This is a genomic window from Brevibacillus parabrevis (genome assembly GCF_022701015.1).
Taxonomy (GTDB): Bacteria; Bacillota; Bacilli; order Brevibacillales; family Brevibacillaceae; genus Brevibacillus; species Brevibacillus parabrevis.
Genome location: NZ_CP064090.1, coordinates 2,310,001 through 2,327,421, shown reverse-complemented (window position 1 = coordinate 2,327,421; position 17,421 = coordinate 2,310,001). Strand labels below are relative to the sequence as shown.

The 17,421-nt window shown below is 55.9% G+C and carries 16 protein-coding genes (1 of these 16 only partly in view); 4 read left to right on the top strand and 12 right to left on the bottom strand.

Annotated features, from left to right (window positions below; translation table 11 throughout):
- Nucleotides 1-38: 38 nt before the first annotated feature.
- The 5 genes from IRJ17_RS11135 to IRJ17_RS11115 are packed head-to-tail and all read right to left on the bottom strand — an operon-like array spanning nucleotide 39 to nucleotide 5,663.
- A complete protein-coding gene (locus IRJ17_RS11135; RefSeq protein WP_242774688.1) occupies nucleotides 39-1,043 on the bottom strand; it encodes a proline racemase family protein in 1,005 nt (334 codons plus the stop codon).
- Between the two features lie 36 nt (nucleotides 1,044-1,079).
- Nucleotides 1,080-2,519, bottom strand: coding sequence for an aldehyde dehydrogenase family protein (locus IRJ17_RS11130; protein WP_242774685.1), 1,440 nt, complete (start codon nucleotides 2,517-2,519; stop codon nucleotides 1,080-1,082).
- A 15-nt stretch (nucleotides 2,520-2,534) separates the two neighbouring features.
- Nucleotides 2,535-3,419, bottom strand: a complete 885-nt coding sequence (locus tag IRJ17_RS11125; protein WP_122965982.1) for a dihydrodipicolinate synthase family protein — start codon at nucleotides 3,417-3,419, stop codon at nucleotides 2,535-2,537.
- Between the two features lie 28 nt (nucleotides 3,420-3,447).
- Nucleotides 3,448-4,473: a proline racemase family protein gene (locus IRJ17_RS11120; protein ID WP_122965983.1), complete on the bottom strand. Its 1,026-nt coding sequence runs from the start codon at nucleotides 4,471-4,473 to the stop codon at nucleotides 3,448-3,450.
- On the bottom strand, nucleotides 4,470-5,663 hold the full coding sequence (locus IRJ17_RS11115) for an NAD(P)/FAD-dependent oxidoreductase (RefSeq protein ID WP_122965984.1): 1,194 nt from the start codon (nucleotides 5,661-5,663) through the stop codon (nucleotides 4,470-4,472). Before IRJ17_RS11115 ends, IRJ17_RS11120 begins: the two co-directional genes overlap by 4 nt.
- Nucleotides 5,664-5,852: 189 nt before the next feature.
- Here IRJ17_RS11115 and IRJ17_RS11110 point away from each other — a divergent pair, with 189 nt between their 5' ends.
- A complete protein-coding gene (locus tag IRJ17_RS11110; protein WP_122965985.1) occupies nucleotides 5,853-7,562 on the top strand; it encodes a sigma-54 interaction domain-containing protein in 1,710 nt (569 codons plus the stop codon).
- Nucleotides 7,563-7,965: 403 nt separating this feature from the next.
- On the opposite strand, the gene IRJ17_RS11105 is transcribed toward IRJ17_RS11110, so the two are convergent.
- The 7 genes from IRJ17_RS11105 to IRJ17_RS11075 form a co-directional block, all read right to left on the bottom strand.
- Nucleotides 7,966-8,682 (bottom strand): ABC transporter ATP-binding protein, encoded by a 717-nt coding sequence (locus tag IRJ17_RS11105; RefSeq protein WP_122965986.1) that lies wholly within the window; start codon nucleotides 8,680-8,682, stop codon nucleotides 7,966-7,968.
- Nucleotides 8,679-9,449, bottom strand: a complete 771-nt coding sequence (locus IRJ17_RS11100) for an ABC transporter ATP-binding protein (protein ID WP_242774682.1) — start codon at nucleotides 9,447-9,449, stop codon at nucleotides 8,679-8,681. Before IRJ17_RS11100 ends, IRJ17_RS11105 begins: the two co-directional genes overlap by 4 nt.
- A complete protein-coding gene (locus IRJ17_RS11095; RefSeq protein WP_242774679.1) occupies nucleotides 9,415-10,419 on the bottom strand; it encodes a branched-chain amino acid ABC transporter permease in 1,005 nt (334 codons plus the stop codon). Before IRJ17_RS11095 ends, IRJ17_RS11100 begins: the two co-directional genes overlap by 35 nt.
- A 3-nt stretch (nucleotides 10,420-10,422) precedes the next feature.
- Complete coding sequence (locus IRJ17_RS11090; RefSeq protein ID WP_242774676.1) at nucleotides 10,423-11,325, bottom strand: branched-chain amino acid ABC transporter permease; 903 nt, start codon at nucleotides 11,323-11,325, stop codon at nucleotides 10,423-10,425.
- 49 nt (nucleotides 11,326-11,374) lie between these two features.
- Nucleotides 11,375-12,514, bottom strand: a complete 1,140-nt coding sequence (locus IRJ17_RS11085; RefSeq protein ID WP_242774673.1) for a branched-chain amino acid ABC transporter substrate-binding protein — start codon at nucleotides 12,512-12,514, stop codon at nucleotides 11,375-11,377.
- A gap of 21 nt (nucleotides 12,515-12,535) precedes the next feature.
- Nucleotides 12,536-14,200, bottom strand: coding sequence for a peptide ABC transporter substrate-binding protein (locus tag IRJ17_RS11080; RefSeq protein WP_217022395.1), 1,665 nt, complete (start codon nucleotides 14,198-14,200; stop codon nucleotides 12,536-12,538).
- 330 nt (nucleotides 14,201-14,530) lie between these two features.
- Entirely contained in the window at nucleotides 14,531-15,598 is a 1,068-nt protein-coding gene (locus tag IRJ17_RS11075; protein WP_242774670.1) for a M24 family metallopeptidase, read from the bottom strand.
- A gap of 192 nt (nucleotides 15,599-15,790) precedes the next feature.
- Between IRJ17_RS11075 and IRJ17_RS11070 the strand changes: the two genes are divergently transcribed.
- The 3 genes in view from IRJ17_RS11070 to IRJ17_RS11060 are tightly spaced (each overlapping or abutting the next) and all read left to right on the top strand, a layout consistent with a single transcriptional unit that may run on beyond the window.
- Nucleotides 15,791-16,063, top strand: a complete 273-nt coding sequence (locus tag IRJ17_RS11070) for a (2Fe-2S)-binding protein (RefSeq protein ID WP_063227839.1) — start codon at nucleotides 15,791-15,793, stop codon at nucleotides 16,061-16,063.
- Complete coding sequence (locus tag IRJ17_RS11065; protein WP_173598141.1) at nucleotides 16,060-16,395, top strand: (2Fe-2S)-binding protein; 336 nt, start codon at nucleotides 16,060-16,062, stop codon at nucleotides 16,393-16,395. The genes IRJ17_RS11070 and IRJ17_RS11065 overlap by 4 nt, the downstream gene beginning before the upstream one ends.
- Nucleotides 16,392-17,421 carry the 5' portion of an NAD(P)/FAD-dependent oxidoreductase gene (locus IRJ17_RS11060; protein WP_242774667.1) on the top strand. 176 nt of this gene lie beyond the right edge of the window, so 1,030 of the gene's 1,206 nt are visible here — the first part of the coding sequence; the start codon lies at nucleotides 16,392-16,394; its stop codon lies off the right edge, out of view. The genes IRJ17_RS11065 and IRJ17_RS11060 overlap by 4 nt, the downstream gene beginning before the upstream one ends.

Here is a 17,421-nt window from a genome sequence, read left to right as displayed (position 1 = left end):
CAGATCATGCAGCCCCTTTTTCCCCACTCCTGCCATGCCTAGCGCAGCAAAAAGCCGTCCTTTAACGGATCAGTCGGATCGACGACAAACTGGTGCAAGCCTGTGATAAAGGCCCGGCCTTCAATGGACGGAATGACCGCCGGGTAGTCGCCTACCTGCGTCGTTTCCAGTACGGTACCGACGAATTGGCTGCCCACGATCCCTTCGTGCACAAACCGCTCCCCGACTGCCAGCTTGCCTCTGGCAAAAAGCGTCGCCACCCGCGCAGCCGTACCTGTGCCGCACGGCGAGCGGTCAATCTGCTTGTCGGCGAAAACGGTCACGTTGCGCAAGTGTGAGCCTTGCACACGCGGCTCATCCGAGATAATCACCCCGTAAATGCCAGCCAGCTCAGGCTCGAACGGATGAACGACCGCAAGCTTCGCTTCAATCTGCTGCTTGATCCGGCTGCCCCACTCCTGCAAAGTCGCCAGCTGCTCGATTTCGACCTGGACACCGATGTCCTTGGCTTGCACGACCGCGTAAAAAGCTCCGCCAAAGGCGATATCGACGGAAAACAGCTTTCCTTCCCACTCGATCGGCACGTCCTTGGCGAACACAAAAGACGGGACATTCTCAAAAGCGACCGACTGGACGTGCGCTCCATCCGTGTGGGCACGCGCGATGATCCGGCCCGCCGGACTGTCGATCACAATTTTTTCATCCGGATCAGCCACGCGAAGCATCCCTGTCTCGATCGCCGCTGTCACGACCGCGATGATCCCGTGGCCGCACATCGTACTGTAGCCTTCGTTGTGCATGAATAGGACGCCAAAGGCCGCATCCGGGCTGACGGGAGCCGTCATGACGCAACCGTACATCCCGTGGTGTCCGCGCGGTTCGTACATCAGCACCCGCCGGATATGATCCAGCTCCTGGCGAAAATAACGGCGCTTCTCCAAAATCGTTTCGCCTTTGAGAGGCGGGATGCCGCCCGTGATGATCCGCAGCGGCTCCCCTCCTGTATGGGCGTCAATGGTCGTAAACAACTGCTGGATGTTCATAGTCCTCCCACACCTTTACCTGCCAGGTTTCGCTGTTTACCAGGCGTATTTGATCGCGCACGTCTTCGTGGCGCTGTAAAAATCGAGCGCCGCTTGCCCTTGCTCCCGCGTATGCGAGCTGGACTGCTTCATGCCGCCAAACGGAGCCTGGTACTCCACCCCGGCCGTCTCCTGATTGACGCGCACCATCCCGGCCTGCGCCAAGTCCAAAAAGCGGTGGGCACTCGCCAGATCGCGGGTAAACAGCGAAGCGCTCAGCCCGTACACAGACTGGTTGCACAGCTCGATTGCCTCGTCGAACCCATCTGCCGTCAAAAGCACAGCCAGCGGCCCGAACACTTCCTCCTGAACCAAAGCGTGGTCGGCCGCTACTCCTTCCACGATTTGCGGACGGATAAAGTAGCCGTGCTCCGCTCCCGCATAAGCCGGACTTTGGGCAATCAACCGGGCCTCAGACTGGGCGATAGACATGTATTGCCCGACTGTCTCGTACTGCGCCGCAGAAGCGACCGGACCCAAGTAAGCATCCAGATCGGAAGCATCCCCGACCTTGCACAGCGAGATAGCTGTCTGCAACCGCTCGACCAATGGCTCGTAAGCCGCCTTTTCCACAATAATCCGGCTCGTCGCCGTACATTTTTGCCCAGCAGAGCGGAATGCCCCGCTGAGCAAGATCGGCACCGTTTTGTCCAGATCCGCGTCAGCGAGGACAACCGCCGCATTTTTTCCGCCCATCTCGGTCTGGTATTTGATGTTGCGTCCCGCGCAGGCAATCGCGATCTGTCTGCCTGTCGCGGACGAGCCGGTGAAGCTGACCGCGTCCACCGCAGCTTCCTCAATCAAAGTCGTTCCGATTTCCCGTCCTTTTCCGATCACCAGATTGAGCACTCCTGGCGGCAGCTTCGTCTCGGCAAAAATTTCTGCCAGACGTGTCGCGGTCAAAGAACCGTTTTCCGCCGGCTTCCAGATGACGGCATTGCCGCAGATCAACGCGGGAGCGATCTTCCAAATCGGAATCGCGACAGGGAAATTCCACGGCGTAATGACAGCCACGACACCGAGCGGCACTCGACGGCTGTACTGCAAAACATCCGTATCCGCAGACGGGATCAAATTGCCGTTGGCCCGCATTCCTTCGCCGGCATAATAGCGCAACAAACTGATGCCCCGCGCCACCTCGCCGCGCATTTCGCCCAGCTGCTTGCCCATCTCCTGGCTCGCGAGTCTGGCGAGACTGTCTGCATGAGCCTCCAGAGCGGAAGCCATCTGATACAACACCTCGCCGCGAGCAGCACCTGTCTTCCTCGCCCACTCGGCTTGCGCCACACGTGCGGCATCTGCTGCTGCGAATACGTGAGAACGATCCGACATATGCAAGACGCCCACTTCCTCGGCAAAGCGCGACGGGTTTTTGACCGTCACTTCGGCTCCCTGCGGCGTGATCCATTCGCCGCCGATCCAGTTTTTGCTGTGCATGCCTGCCCTTCCCCCTTATCGTCCGCTGGCTGCGCCGACTGCGTAGTCAAACGCCTTTTTGATCCCAGCGTAGTAGTCGTCTGCCAGCGGGAGGCGCGGTGGGCGAGTCGGACCTACAGGGAAGCCAGCCAGCTCCATCATGTACTTGATCGACTGCACGAGCTGCGGACTTGCGTCGTAGTGGAACAGCGGCAGCAGTCGGCGGTACAAAGCCTGAGCCTCCGCAAGCTTGCCTGCGCGCGCGAGTCGGAACAGCTCCACGCCTTCTTTTGGCAAAGCATTCGGCACGCCGGCGATCCAGCCCGTCGCTCCGATCAAGCCGCCCTCCATCACCAAATCGTCCACGCCGACCATCACTTCCAGGTCTGTCTGGGCGAGAATGTCCTGCATGCGACGCACATCCCCGGAAAACTCTTTGACAGCTACCACGTTTTCAAACTTCGCCAGCCGCGCCAAAATATCCGGGGTCAGGTCGATCTTGTAATCGTGCGGGTTGTTGTAGGCGATAATCGGCAATCCGACCGTGTTCAGCGCTTCGTAATGCGCGAACACTTCGTTTTCCAGCGGCTTGTAGTTGATCGGCGGCAAAGCCATCACCCCGGCTGCGCCTGCGTCTTTGGAAAATTGCACCCACTCCACTGCCTGCCGGGTCGACGGCGCTGCCGAGCCGACTACGACCGGAACGCGGCCTTTTGCTGCTGCGATCACCGTATGGATGACTTTGGCCCGCTCCTCGCCTGTCATCGTGGCGTATTCACCCAAGGAACCGGACGGCACCAAACCGTTGACTCCTTCCTGAATCAGCCAGTCGCACAGCTCTGTCAGCCGCTTGTAATCCACCTCGTAATCGCTAGTAAATGGCGTGACAATCGCTACGTATACCCCTTCAAATCTTCCCATCGTTCATTCTCCTCTCAACTTTTTGTATTTAATGGTCTGTGGCCGCCGGAATCAGCAAAAAGCCGTTTGCCAGCTCATCTTCGGGATTGTAAAAAATCGTGTGCTTGCCCATCAGCCAGGCGCTGCCGGCAATGGTTGTCACGACAGCGGGAAGTCCGCCTTCCTCCGCAACCGCCAGCACTTTTCCTGTAAACAGCGAGCCGACGATGCTCTCATGGACAAATGGTTCGTCCAGCCCGATCTCGCCTTTGGCAAACAGCGTGGCCAGCTTCGCGGATGTGCCTGTGCCGCACGGAGAACGGTCGATTCCACCTGGCGGCACGACGACCGTGTTTTTGACATCTGCTTCCGGCGCGCTCGGGTCCGTGTAAAACTCCACGTGCGTCAAGCCGCGGATGAACGGCTTCGCCGGATGGACGACTTCCAGGGACTGGTTGATCGCTTTGCGAATGCGCACAGCCGTGTCGACGATCACAGAGGCATTTCCCGGAGCCAGTTCGAGTCCCAGAGCCCGCGCGTCCGTAATCGCGTAAAAATTGCCACCGTAGGCGATGTCGCATGTAACCGTACCGATCCCTTCCACCGTGACGCTGACATCTTGCTTGTAGAGAAAGGCAGGAATGTTCGTAAACGACACCTGCTTCGCCTTTCCCCCCTCAACCTGGATTTCCACCTCGACCAAGCCTGCTGGCGTATCCAGTTTCAATCTCGTCAGCGGCTCGCTTACCGGAATCATTCCGGTTTCCACCAACGCTGTGCAAAGCCCAATTGTGTCATGCCCGCACATCGGCAAGTAACCGCCCGTCTCGATGTAGATCACCCCCACGTCCGCTTCCGGGTGGCACGGCTCCACCACGAGAGCGCCAGACATGACGTCATGGCCGCGCGGCTCGTACATCAGCAGGGTGCGAATCCAGTCGTACTCTTTTTGCATGTGCAGCATTTTGTCCGCCATCGTCTCCCCCTGAAGCTTCGGCAGACCGCTGATCACCGTGCGGGTCGGATTGCCGCCCGTATGCGTGTCCACAGTCGTAAACACTCTGGCTGCTTTCATGGATGCAGCACCTCTTTCTTCGTGAATCGGTCGTGGCGAAGCGGTTCGGTGGGAATGATCGTGTCCGACTGTCCCTGTAGCATTTCGGACATCAGCTTGCCTGTGACCGCCGCCAGGCTGATCCCATCCCCTTCATGTCCGGCCGCGATAAAAAAGCCGGGCACTTCCTCGACGCGCGAGATGATCGGCAAATGATCCTCCGTCCACGGGCGCAACCCGCAATACGTACGGATCATGGCAAAGTCAGCGATTTTCGGATAAAAGCGCAGCGCCCTTCTCGCCATGCAACGCACCACGTTCAGATCGATTCGCGTGTCAAAGCCGACGAACTGGCGGCTCGATCCGATCAAAAAGTTTTGACTCTCTGTCGGCTCGAACACCAGCGCAACCCCGTATTTTTCCGTCTCGGCGTCGACCTGGCGCACTCCGCCGAATTTGGAGATCAAGTAGCCAAACTCCATCACCTTGCGCATCCCGACCGGAAGCTGTCTGGACGCGACGATCAAGTGTCCTTTTCGCGGCACGACCGGAATGTCGACTCCGACCATCTGCCCGATGAAAGGCGCCCACACTCCCGCTGCATTGACCACCTGCTGCGCTGTCATCGCGCCCGTATTCAGTTCGAGCTGAAACGTTCCCGTCGCCTGATCGCGGCGCAGCGCCTTGACCTCGGTACGCCGCATGATTTTTGCCCCGTGCTTTTTCGCGCCTTCAAACAGCGCAAAGGTCAGCATGTACGGATTCACAGTAGAGTCGGTCGCGCACTCCAAACCTCCCAGCAAGTCGTCGGCAAAGTAAGGCGACTCCTGGCGAATGTCCTGGCGATCCAGCATCCGAAAAGGCAGCCCGGCTTCCTTTTGCCGTCGCACCCACTGCGCTGCCGCTTCCATTTCCGCCTCTGACTCGCAGACGAGAATGCTGCCCAAAGCCCGATATTCAAACGAATGCTCCAGCTCCCGGGTCAGCTGGTCGACGAGCATCTGGCTTTGCAAGGACATCTGGCTGTCGAAGCCGGGGTCTTTGTCGATCGCCAAAATGTTGCCGTCGCAGCGCGAGGACGTCCCTGACGCCAGCTCGCCTTTTTCCAGCACGACCACATCCAGTCCAGCCTTGGCTGTGTAGTAGGCAATCGCCGCCCCGATAATGCCGCCGCCGATTACCGCAATCTGCGCATGGGTTTGTCTTGTCATGGCTGATTCTCCTCAAAAGCTTTTCGTAAAATCGTTGCACTTGTTTATTTTTGCAAATGCCGTGCCAACCAAAAGGAGCGAACATCCGCAAAATTTTTGTCTAAATTCTTTTACAACTCAACAAGCGAATGTATAATATTCGAGAAAGTGTTTACATTTTTATACACTCTTCCAAAAGGAATGATCGGGATGAACCATAAGCTGCCTGGCATTGCCGAGCTGATCCAGACGAACATGCAGATTTACCGGGAGCAACCGCTTTCTTTGCTGCCCTCGAAAGGAACCGTACCGATTGCGTTTGCCCCGCTATCTTCCGGCTGGCACGCCTGTACGCTCGCGTCTACGGACGCCGACATTTTTGCCGACGAAAGCAAGCCGCCAGCCGCATGGGAACAGGTCGGCGTCCTGACTGTTGCTGCTCCGCTTCCTGCTGCGATCCAACTGCTCGGCACCCACAGCTATGTGCTCGTCACCGATGACCAAGGGGAACCTGTCGGATATCTCGACCGCCCGACTGTTCTCCGTGCCGTTTTTACCTCTTATGAAATTTTGGAGGCTTATTTTGAGACGATGATCCAGACGATGGACGCCTCGATCTCCGTCATCGACGAAAAAGCTCGCGTCATGGTCTGGACGGAAGGTGCGGAGCGCATTTTTTCGCTGAAGGCCAAAGACATCGTCGGGCGGCCGATCACGGACTTTTTCCCGCTCGACATGCTGGAGACGCTCAAATCGCTGCATAACGGGCAATCGCTCTACCGCCATCAGCATCAGCCGCGAGAAGACCTCGTCGTCCTCATCAATACGAAACCGATTTATTTGCACGATACAATCATCGGCGCTGTTGCCGCTGAGACCGATATTACCAGCCAGGTTCGCCTGAATCAGGAACTGTTGAAGGCGAACAAAAAAGTGAATCATTTGCAGCAGGAAATGGCGAAGCTCAGCTCCACTCCCGATCCGTTCCAGCACATCAAAGGAACCAGCCTCGCCATCCGCCAGATCAAGTCGATGATCCAAAAGCTCGGCTCGACCCAGGCGACCGTGCTGATTATCGGGGAGAGCGGCGTCGGCAAAGAGCTGTTCGCCAAGGCGGTGCACGATGTGCGCGAAGGCGCAAACGCTCCTTTTATCGCGATCAACTGCGGAGCGATCTCCCCCACCCTTTTTGAGAGCGAGCTGTTCGGCTATGAAAAGGGAGCTTTCTCCGGCGCTGATCAAAAAGGCAAAAAAGGGATGATTGAGCTGGCCCGCGGCGGAACGCTGTTTCTCGACGAAGTGGGCGAAATGCCGCTCGACATGCAAGTCAAGCTGCTCCGCGTCCTCCAGGAGAAAAAGTATTACCCTGTGGGAGGAACGAAGCAGATCGAAGCCGATTTTCGCATAGTGGCCGCCACCAACAAAAACTTGGAGGAAATGATCCGTGAAGGAAAGTTTCGCGAGGACTTGTATTATCGGCTCAATGTCGTCACCCTCGCCATCCCGCCTTTGCGGCAGCGGATCGAAGACACAGTCGAGCTGGCCCACTTTTTTCTCTACGAGTTTTCCTTGCGCTACAATCGGCCGATCCACGCCATCTCGCAAAACGTCATGCAAAATTTGCTGCAATACGACTGGCCGGGCAATATTCGCGAACTGCGCAATGCCATCGAGCGGCTGGTCGTTTTTGCTACGGACGGAACGATCCGCGAGGAAGACTTGCCGTACTCTGTGCAAAGCCAGGCCAAGCAGTTGCCCGTCGAGCTGCCGGACGACCTGTTTTCTTTGCAGGAAGAACTGGAAGCGCATGAACGGCGCGTCATCCTGCGCGCGATCGAGCTGGAAAACGGCAACAAGCAGGCCGCTGCCAAAAGACTCGGCATTTCCCGCGCGACTTTGTACAACAAGCTGAACAAATAATCCGGCGCCAAAAACGAGCCGTGCCCCACTGCAAGGGGCCGCACCGCTCTCCGCTCTCCCTGGCAACAAGCTGAACAAATAATCCAGCGCGAAAGGCGAAGCTCGCTCGCACCTCGTCTTGTGAAAATCAACCTCCCGTCTCACTTTGCCGTGTGAAACGGGAGGTTGGTTTTTGCGTTTTTGCGGCGTGGTTTGCAGCAGCGCGAATGCAAAACGGGCCTGCTTGGGCTAACGGCGCCTGCCCGCCTTTTTGCACTGAAAAAAACGGCGAAAACACCCGCGCAGCTCCCGGCAGCTTCGCCCCTCTTTGGGCGGCAACAACTCAGACAAAATGCGAATCAATTCCACGGTTGATTCCTCCTTTGTCGTTGGAGAACAGCCTTGTCCTGACTGCCTGACTGACTCACGCGCCCAGGTACGCCTTGACGATCGAATCGTCTGTGCGCAGCACGTCTGCCGTATTTTCCATCACAATGCGCCCCGTCTCCATCACATAGCCGCGATGGGCAAGCTTGAGCGCTGCCTTGGCATTTTGCTCGATCAATAAAATCGTCGTGCCTTGCCTGTTGATTTCCTTGATTATGTTCATGATCTCTTGCACAATAATCGGGGCCAGCCCCATCGACGGCTCATCCAGCATCAACAGCTTCGGTCGCGCCATCAAAGCGCGGCAGATCGCGAGCATTTGCTGCTCGCCGCCGCTCAGCGTTCCTCCCAGCTGTTGACTTCGCTCCTGCAAGCGGGGAAACAAGGCAAAAGCTTGCTCGATCCCTTCCTTGACGGCCGCCTTCTCTCGTCTCTTCGTAAATCCGCCAAGCTCCAGATTTTCGCGCACGGTCAGTCCGGCAAAGATCCGCCGCCCTTCCGGAACATGGATGACGCCTGCTTCCACGATTTGATGCGGGGCGCAGCCGACCAGACTTTTGCCTGCCAAAGCAATCTCGCCGCTCGTCGGCCGGACAATCCCGGAAATCGCTTTCAGCGTGGTGCTTTTGCCCGCTCCGTTGCTGCCGAGAAGCGCGACGATCTCCCCCTGGTTCACTTGCAGGCTGATCCCTTTGAGCGCCGCGATTTTCCCGTAATGCGCCTGGAGGCTTTCAATCGTCAAAAGTGCCGTCACACTGCCTCCTCCTTCCCCAAGTACGCTTCGACCACCCGCGGGTTGTTCAGGACAGCTTCCGGAACGCCCTCCGCGATTTTTTGCCCATAATCCAGAACAACGACGTGATCCGATATTTTTTTGATCAAGCCCATGTCGTGCTCAATGATCAGGACGGTCAGCCCATACGTGTCGCGGATGCTGCGGATCAACCCGATCAACGCCTCTTTTTCCTCATAGTTCAGTCCAGCGGCAGGTTCGTCGAGAAGCAGAAGCTTCGGCTGCGTCGCCAGCGCGCGGGCAATTTCCAAATACCGCTGCGCTCCGTACGGCAAATTTTTCGCGATCCGCGCGCAATCTTGTTCCATGCCGACAAAGCGCAAGCAGTCCAGCGCCGTCTGCTCGATCAAGCGTTCTTCCTGACGCTGTGCCCGCGTATGCCACAGCGCTCCCCAGACCGCTTGCTTCGTGCGGCTGTGCATGCCTGCCTTGACATTGTCCAAAACCGTCAAGTTCGGAAACAGCCGCAAGTTTTGAAAAGTGCGCGCCAGTCCGAGGCGAGTGATCTGGCTTGGCTTTTTCCCGACCAGATTTTGTCCGTCCAGCAAAATCTGCCCCGCTGTCGGTTTGTAAAAGCCCGTGATCATGTTGAAGACAGACGTTTTTCCCGCGCCATTCGGGCCGATCATGCTCGTGATCGAGCCTGCACCGATCTCGACTGTCAAGTCGTTGACAGCGACAAGGCCGCCGAATTTAAGCGTTACATTTTTCAGCGTCAACGTTGACATCGTCGTCCCCCCTTCCCGAAAGCGCTGCTTCTGTTTCCCCGCTGGCCGCTTGCCCTGCATCGTATCGGGCGGGCCACAGCCCTTGTGGACGAAACAGCATCATTGCCACCAGCGCAACCCCAAAGATCAGATAGCGCCAGTCTTCCACTGAGCGAAGCAGTTCAGGCAAGGTGATGACCAGCGCAGCGCCCAGAACGACACCCGGGATGCTGCCCAAACCTCCGAGCACGACCGCGAGCAAAATCATGATCGACTGCGTAAAGCTGAAGCTGAGCGGGGCAATCGCACTCATTTTGACGGCGAACACAGAACCTGCCAAACTGCCGATGACCGCTCCGATGGAGTAAGCCAACAGCTTCATGTTGATCCGATTGATGCCCATGGCCTCGGCTGCGTCCTCATCCTCGCGAATGTACATCCACGCCCTGCCGATCCGCGACGTTCCCAGCCGTTTGACCGCGAGCACAGCCAAGATGGCAATGACGAGAATCAGATAGTAAAAATCAAGCTGTCCCGCAAGCACATAGCTCCCGATGGACGGTCGCGGAATGCCGTAAATGCCGGAAGCCGAACCTGTTATGCTCAAGTTGATCGCCAATAGACGAATGATTTCCCCGAAACCGAGTGTGACGATCGCCAAGTAATCGCTGCGCAGCCGCAGAGTCGGAGCGCCAATGATAACCCCGACGACAGCGGCAAGCGCAATCGACACGGGCAAAGTCAGCCAAAACGACCAGCCGTAAACCGTCATCAAGATTCCCGTCGTATAAGCTCCAACAGCGAAAAACGCCGCGTAGCCGAGGTCAAGCAGGCCGGCAAAGCCGACGACCACATTCAGCCCCTGAGCCAAAACGATGTAAAACAAGGCGAGTGTCGCCACATCGAGCCAGTAATTATTGGCGAGAAACGGCAGGATGGCGGCGACAAGCAGCAACAGGACGACAGGCAGCTTTTTGCGATATCCGTTCATCGGCTACATCCTCTCTGTCACTTTCTCGCCCATGATGCCCGTCGGCTTGAGCACCAGGATCAAGATCAGGAGCGAAAAGGCGACGACATCTTTCCACGATCCACCGAATACAAAAGTGCCCGCCGTCTCCATCAAGCCAAGCAAAAGCCCGCCGAGCATCGCTCCCGGAATGCTGCCGATCCCGCCAAGCACAGCGGCTGTAAACGCTTTAAGCCCGATGATAAAGCCCATCATGAAATTGACGGTTCCGTAGTAGGCGCCAGCCATCGTCCCTGCCCCCGCCGCCAGTGAAGCTCCGATAAAAAAAGTAAGTCCGATGACTTTGGGTACGTTAATGCCCATCAGCTGACACGCCGTCTGATCGTGCGCGATGGCCCGCATCGCTTTTCCGTAAAGCGTCCGGTTGATGAACAAGTGCAGCCCGAGCATCAGCAATGCCGAGATGAGCACAAGCCCGATCTGGGTATACGTGATCGTAGCCCCGAACAAATTGATTCCGGCATGCGACAGTTGCAACGGATACACCTGATACTGTGCGCCCCAGGCGATCATCGCACCATTTTCCAGAAAAAGGGATACGCCAATTGCGGTAATCAGGATCGACAGTCTGGGAGCAAGGAGCAGCGGACGGTAAGCAATCCGCTCAATCCCCATCCCGGCAATGCCGACAATCACCATCGTCAACAGAAGTACGACGAGTATCCCGAACAGCCCCATGCCGGAATCGCCGCCGCCAATCATGCTGAGCAAGCTGTAGCCGACGAATGCGCCGAGCATGTACAAGTCGCCATGAGCAAAATTGAGCAGCTTGATGATGCCAAAAACCATCGTGTAGCCGAGAGCGATCAAACTGTAAAACGCGCCGATGACCAAACCGTCTGCCAGCGTTTGGACCAGAATCTCCATGCCACCACCATCCCTTTGCCTGAATGACCTCTTCCTTGCTCTGGCGGCCCTATTTCGCCAATGTGAATTTGCCGCCTGTCACTTTGAGCACAGCAAAGTTGGAAGTATCGAGCGTGTTTTGCGCGTTGAAAGAGATCGTTTGACCGAGAGCTTGGAAGTCTTTCGTTTCCTTGAGCGCCTTCTTGATCGCATCGCGCTCTGTCGAGTTGGCCCGTTTCAAGGCATCTGCCAGCAAATTGACCGCGTTGTAGCTGAGCGCAGAGAACGGCCCAGGAGCAAGGTTGTTGTACGTTTGCTTGTATTCGGTGGTGAAGGCTTCTGCGCCCTCGATAAATTCAGCAGTCGGCGTAGCGGTAATCAACAGTCCCTCTGCGTTGTCCGCTCCGGCGATTTTGATGACGTCCTCGCTGAACGATCCGTCGCCTACGAGGAACAGGCCCGGTACTGCTTTTTGCTTGAACTGTTTGACCAACAGCCCGCCAGCCGCATAGTAGCCGGTAAAATAGGTGGCGTCTGGCTGCAAACCTTTCAGCTTGGTGACGAGCGCGCTGAAATCTTTTTCTTCGGGATTGATCGCTTCATAGGCGATGACGGTGCCGCCGCTCTTTTCCACGGCAGCTTTGGCGAAGTCGGCGAGGTCTTTGGCATAAGCGGAGTTGTCGTGAATGAGAGCGACTTTTTTGGCCTGGTTGGCTGCCATGTAATCTGCTGCGGTTTGGGCTTGGTCTGGGGTTAGGCCATTGATCAAAAACAGGGTGTCATAACCTTGGGCTGGCAATTTTGCCGAGTTGGCTGCCGGGACGATCATCGGGATATTCGCATTTTTGAACACACCGGAAGAAGGAAGCGTAGCACCGGAGCAGTAGCCGCCCACGACTGCGACTACATTTTGCGAGACGAGCTTGTTCGCTGCGGTCGTTGCCATTTGCGGATCGCATCCGTCATCCGCGACTTCGATTTTCAGCTTTTTTCCAAGCACGCCGCCGCTGTCATTCACTTTTTTCACAGCCATTTCGATGGCGTTTTGCATGTCTTTCCCATCTATTGCGTTGTTTCCCGTCACTGGCAAAAGCACGCCGACCAGGATTTCATTGGCGTCCGCTGCACCTTGGCCCTGGTTCGCACATCCCGCAACGGCGAGCGACAGACTAAGCAACGCTGCAACCACTACACTGCCCCATTTTTTCATAGACCTTCCCCCATTCACTTGTTATTCGATCGACGTCCATTTCCAGTCGATTGCGCCCAATCCGTCCTGGAAGACTCCTTTTACCTTGTCGTTTTTCACCCATGTATGCGTGTAAAAGTAGATCGGCATGATCGGCATTTCATCCATCATGATTTGCTCGGCTTCCCGCAAAATCGCCTTGCGTTTGTCCGGATCACCCTCTGTCGCAGACTGGTTCAGCAATTCCTTGAATTTCGGATTTTCCCAGCGCGTGTCGTTGTTTCCGCCGTCCTTTTCCTTGAACAGCTCCAGGAAGTTGATCGGATCGTTGAAATCGCCGGACCAGCCAAGGCGCCCTACTTGATAGTTTCCTTCGTGCATCGTTTCCAGGTAGACTTTCCACTCCTGGTTTTCCAGCTTCACTTCCACACCGAGATTTTTGCGCCATTGATCCTGAATGGCCTCGGCGATTTTTTTGTGACCTTCGGACGTGTTGTAAACGAGTGTTACAGGTGGGAGCTTGGACAGGCCCTGTTCTTTCATGCCCTCTTCGAGCAGCTTTTTCGCTGTCTCCAGATCGTTGTCTTTGAAGTATCCATCCGGGTTGAGGGCCATCGTTGGCGGAACGGCCCCCATGGCTGGCTGCTGGTTGGCCTGGAGTACGTTGTCGATGAGAATTTGGCGGTTGATCGCATAGGCGAACGCTTTGCGGATTTTCACGTTATTAAAAGGAGGTTGCTCTGTATTGAACTTGTACCAGTACGTCGCGCCGACTGGTTTTACTTGCAGCTTGCCGCTGTCTTTCAAGGCTGGCATGGCATCGGTCGGCAAAGAGCTAAGCGGAGCGCCTGCCCAGTCAATTTCGCCGTTCTCGAACATGGACAGCTCCGTATTCTCGTCCTCTACCATGGAAAACTCGATTTTGTCGAGCTTGACGCTGTCTTTGTCCCAATAGTTCTCATTTTTGACCATGACCATCTTGCTCTTGTGTTCCCATGTTTCCATCTTGAACGGGCCGTTTCCGACATGCGTCTTGGCATCGCCTGCCCAAGTTGCCGATGATTCAATCACTTTTTTATTTACCGGGAAATAAGTTTGGAAGGCGGTCAGCTCCAGGAAAAACGGCGTCGGATTGGCAAGCTCCACTTGCAATGTCTTGTCATCAAGCGCTTTGACCCCGACTTCGTCCAGGCTGCCATTGCCTTTGTTCGCTTTTTCCGCGTTTTTGATGTAGTACAGCTGATAGGCGTAATTCGAAGCGGTCTTAGGGTCGAGGGCACGTTTCCAGGCGTAGACGAAGTCATGGGCGGTTACGGGATCGCCGTTGCTCCATTTCGAGTCGCGCAGCTTGAATGTATACGTTTTCAAATCAGGAGATACTTCGATTTTTTCTGCTACTGCCTCCTCTGGCTTTCCGGAAGGCCCGATGCGGGTCAGCCCGTCAAAGAGCGCCTTCACGATTGCGGCTGATGTCGTATCCTCAGCCAGTCCCGGATCGCCTGTCGGCGGCTCGGAGTGCAAATTCCAGCGCAAGACTTGCGCCTCTTTCGGCTTTTCCGCAGGTGCAGGCTGCGCATTGCCTTGTGCTTGTCCAGATTGTGCTGGCTGGCTCGTCGGCTGGGCCGCTTGCTGCCCTCCTCCGCAACCTGCGAGTGCTACCCCCAGTACCGCGATACTGCTGACTAATGCAAACATGCTTTTTTTCACGCGATCAACCCCTCTTCTTATGAACTGTTGCAAATTTTGCAAAATACTGAAAATGCAACATGTGTGCCAAATGGAAATATGCGGGGATTTTTGACACACGGGTGAATAGTGTATAAACATTTGTACACATGGACAGATGCGCTGTTTCATTTGTTAGACACTGTTGTCTGGAATATGGCTTGGGGCAGATTTGCATAGGAAAAGACCCTCGACTTTTCGCTACAGTCGAGGGTCCTGGCTTTTGGCTTTGGCTTTGGCTTTTGGCTTTTGGCTTTTGGCTTTTGGCTTTTGGCTTTTGGCTTTTGGCTTTTGGCTTTTGGCTTTTGGCTTTTACAAAATAATGAGTTCGCGCGGGGAATGCGTCAATACATCGTTGCCTGTATCGGTGACAACAAGGTCATCCTCGATTCGGACTCCGCCAAGCCCCGGAATATAAATACCTGGCTCGACAGTCAAAACCATGCCCGCCGCAAGAATCGCTTCGCAACGTGTCGACATGAACGGCTCCTCATGAATGTCCAGCCCTACGCCATGGCCCATGCCGTGACCAAACCGTTCGCCGTATCCGTGTTGCGCGATGTAGTCGCGAGCGAGCGCATCTGCCGCTTTTCCAGACAGCCCGGGACGAATCCCCGCTACCGCACGATTTCGCGCTTCGAGAACGATGCCGTATATTTCTTGAAGCTGTTCATGCGGCTGTCCGACGGCAACTGTACGGGTAATGTCGGAGCGATAGCCTTGGTACAGAGCGCCAAAGTCCATGGTCACCATATCGCCGCTCTCGATCTTTTTGTCGCTCGCCACTCCGTGCGGCAGAGCAGAGCGATGACCAGAGGCGATAATGATGTCAAAAGCAGAGCCTGACGCTCCTTGTTTGCGCATGAACATTTCCAGCTCATTAGACACATCCAGCTCTGTAATGCCTGGGCGCAAGAACGTCAAGATATGGGCAAAAGCCGCATCCGCTATCTGTGCGGCTGTCTTGATCTTGTCCAGCTCGTCTGCGCTCTTGATCATGCGCAGCCCCTCGACTACGCCAGCAACCGGCAGCAAACGTGCTTGAATCGCATCCGCATACTTTTGATGCAAAGCATACGTCACGTTTTCTGATTCAAAACCGAGGGTCTGGATGCCCATTTCCTCTGCCTGGCGAGCGACTTCGCTGTAAACGGATTCTTTTGTCGGCAAAAATACAATCTCAAAATCGACAGCCTGGGCTTTGGCCTGCTCCGTATAACGGAAGTCAGTGAACAGCTTTGCCTCGTTCCGCGATACAAGCACCACTCCGTATGTACCTGTAAACCCGGTCAAATAGCGGCGGTTTTGCCCGTTTGTAATGAGCATTCCATCCATTCCCAAAGCATCGAATTGTGTGCGCAGACGTGTCAATTTGTCCATGTGGTCATCCCTCTTCGCTTCTGTGATTTTCGTTCTTTTTCTATAAGCTCTATAAGCAATCCTCGTGCCAAGCTTCCTTGTCCATTTGCGCTTTCTGCGGGGGTTTGTCTGTTGTTTTTATTGTAACACTCGCTGCTTCTGGCACGACACTTGCATTTTGCTATCTGACAACAACGAAGGGAGGCTTTTTGCATGGACGCACAGCAGGTGATCATTTGTCGCTGCGAGGAAGTATCTCTGGAAGAGCTGCTGAGCACTGCCCGCGAGTACCAGTGCACCGCTCGCGAATTGAAGCTGCGGACCAGAGCTGGCATGGGCTGCTGCGGTGGCAGAACGTGCCGGATTTTGATCGAGCAAATCGTTGAACAAGCAACAGGCCAAGTGCCTACGCATACAGTTTCGCTTGGATATCAGCCGCCTGTACGGCCCATTTCGTTTCAAACGCTTGGAGGAAAAAGCTCATGAGTCAACGCATCTTCCATCATCCTGTGCTTGGTTCTATGGAAGAAAGAACCGCTCTCCAGTTTCAGTTCAACGGCGCTGTTTATACCGCTTACGAAGGGGAAACCATTGCCGGCGCGCTTTTGGCTGCTGGCGTGCGCACGCTTCGGGTTCATGAAGAAACAGGGACTCCGCGGGGCATTTACTGTAACATTGGCCATTGCTACGAATGCCGTGTGCATGTGGACGGCATCCCGACTGTGCGAGCGTGTATGACGCTTGTTACGGAAGGAATGTGCGTAACAGCAGGCTCCGTTCTGCCGACTCCGCTGAAAAAAGGAGGGCATGCGAAATGAGGGATGTTCTGGTCATCGGAGCTGGCCCTGCTGGCTTATCTGCTGCCATTGCCGCCGCCCGACAAGGATTGTCTGTGAAAATCGTCGATGAGTTTTATCGGCCGGGCGGCAGACTGCTCGGACAGTTGCACGAAGAACCGGACGGGGTATGGTGGAACGGTTTGGCTGAAGCCGCCCGTCTGGATCAGGAAGCCAGAGCACTTGGGGTCAACATCTCCTGTGGTGTTTCGGTGTACGATATTGCCCGCTGCGACGACCGCTGGCGGATTTCCACGACAGAAGGCGAGTGGGAGTCTTCGCTGCTGCTGATTGCTACCGGAGCGTCCGAAGCTGCGGTTCCCGTTCCCGGCTGGACATTGCCCGGTGTGATGTCGATTGGAGCCGCACAAGTCATGACAAATGTGCAGCGTGTTCGCGTAGGCAAAACAGGCGTGGTGATCGGCGTCAATATTTTGTCTGTCGCGATTGCTAGAGAGTTGCAGCTGGCTGGCGTGCATGTCGAGCAGCTGATTTTGCCTCCCCTGTCTGAGGTGAGCGGAAAGGCAGGACGGCCCCATGAGATTATGCGCTCGTTGCTGCGGGTCGCCCATCTCGCCCCCTCGCCTGTCATTCGCCTCGGAAGCAAGCTGATGGGCAGCGAGTGGATGCAGCGGTTGGCGGTTGCTTTTTTTCCGTCCAAAGGTGTGCGCATGTGGGATATGCCGATCCATTTGCGCACAGCCGCATTGGAGATCGTCGGAACTTCACAAGTGGAGGGAGTCAGGACTGCCCGCATCACGCCGGAAGGATTGCCGATTCCCGGGACGGAACGGCTCATTCCGGCTGACTTTGTTTGCATCGCGGGCGGGTTGAGTCCACTCGCAGAGCTGGCGGCCATTGCCGGATGTCCTTTTGCCTATGTTCCCGCCCTCGGAGGACACGTCCCTTTGCACGATGAATACATGAAAACGCCTTTGCCGGGACTGTACGTTGCAGGCAATATTACGGGAATCGAAAGCGCCAAGGTTGCGATGAGCCAAGGGGTGG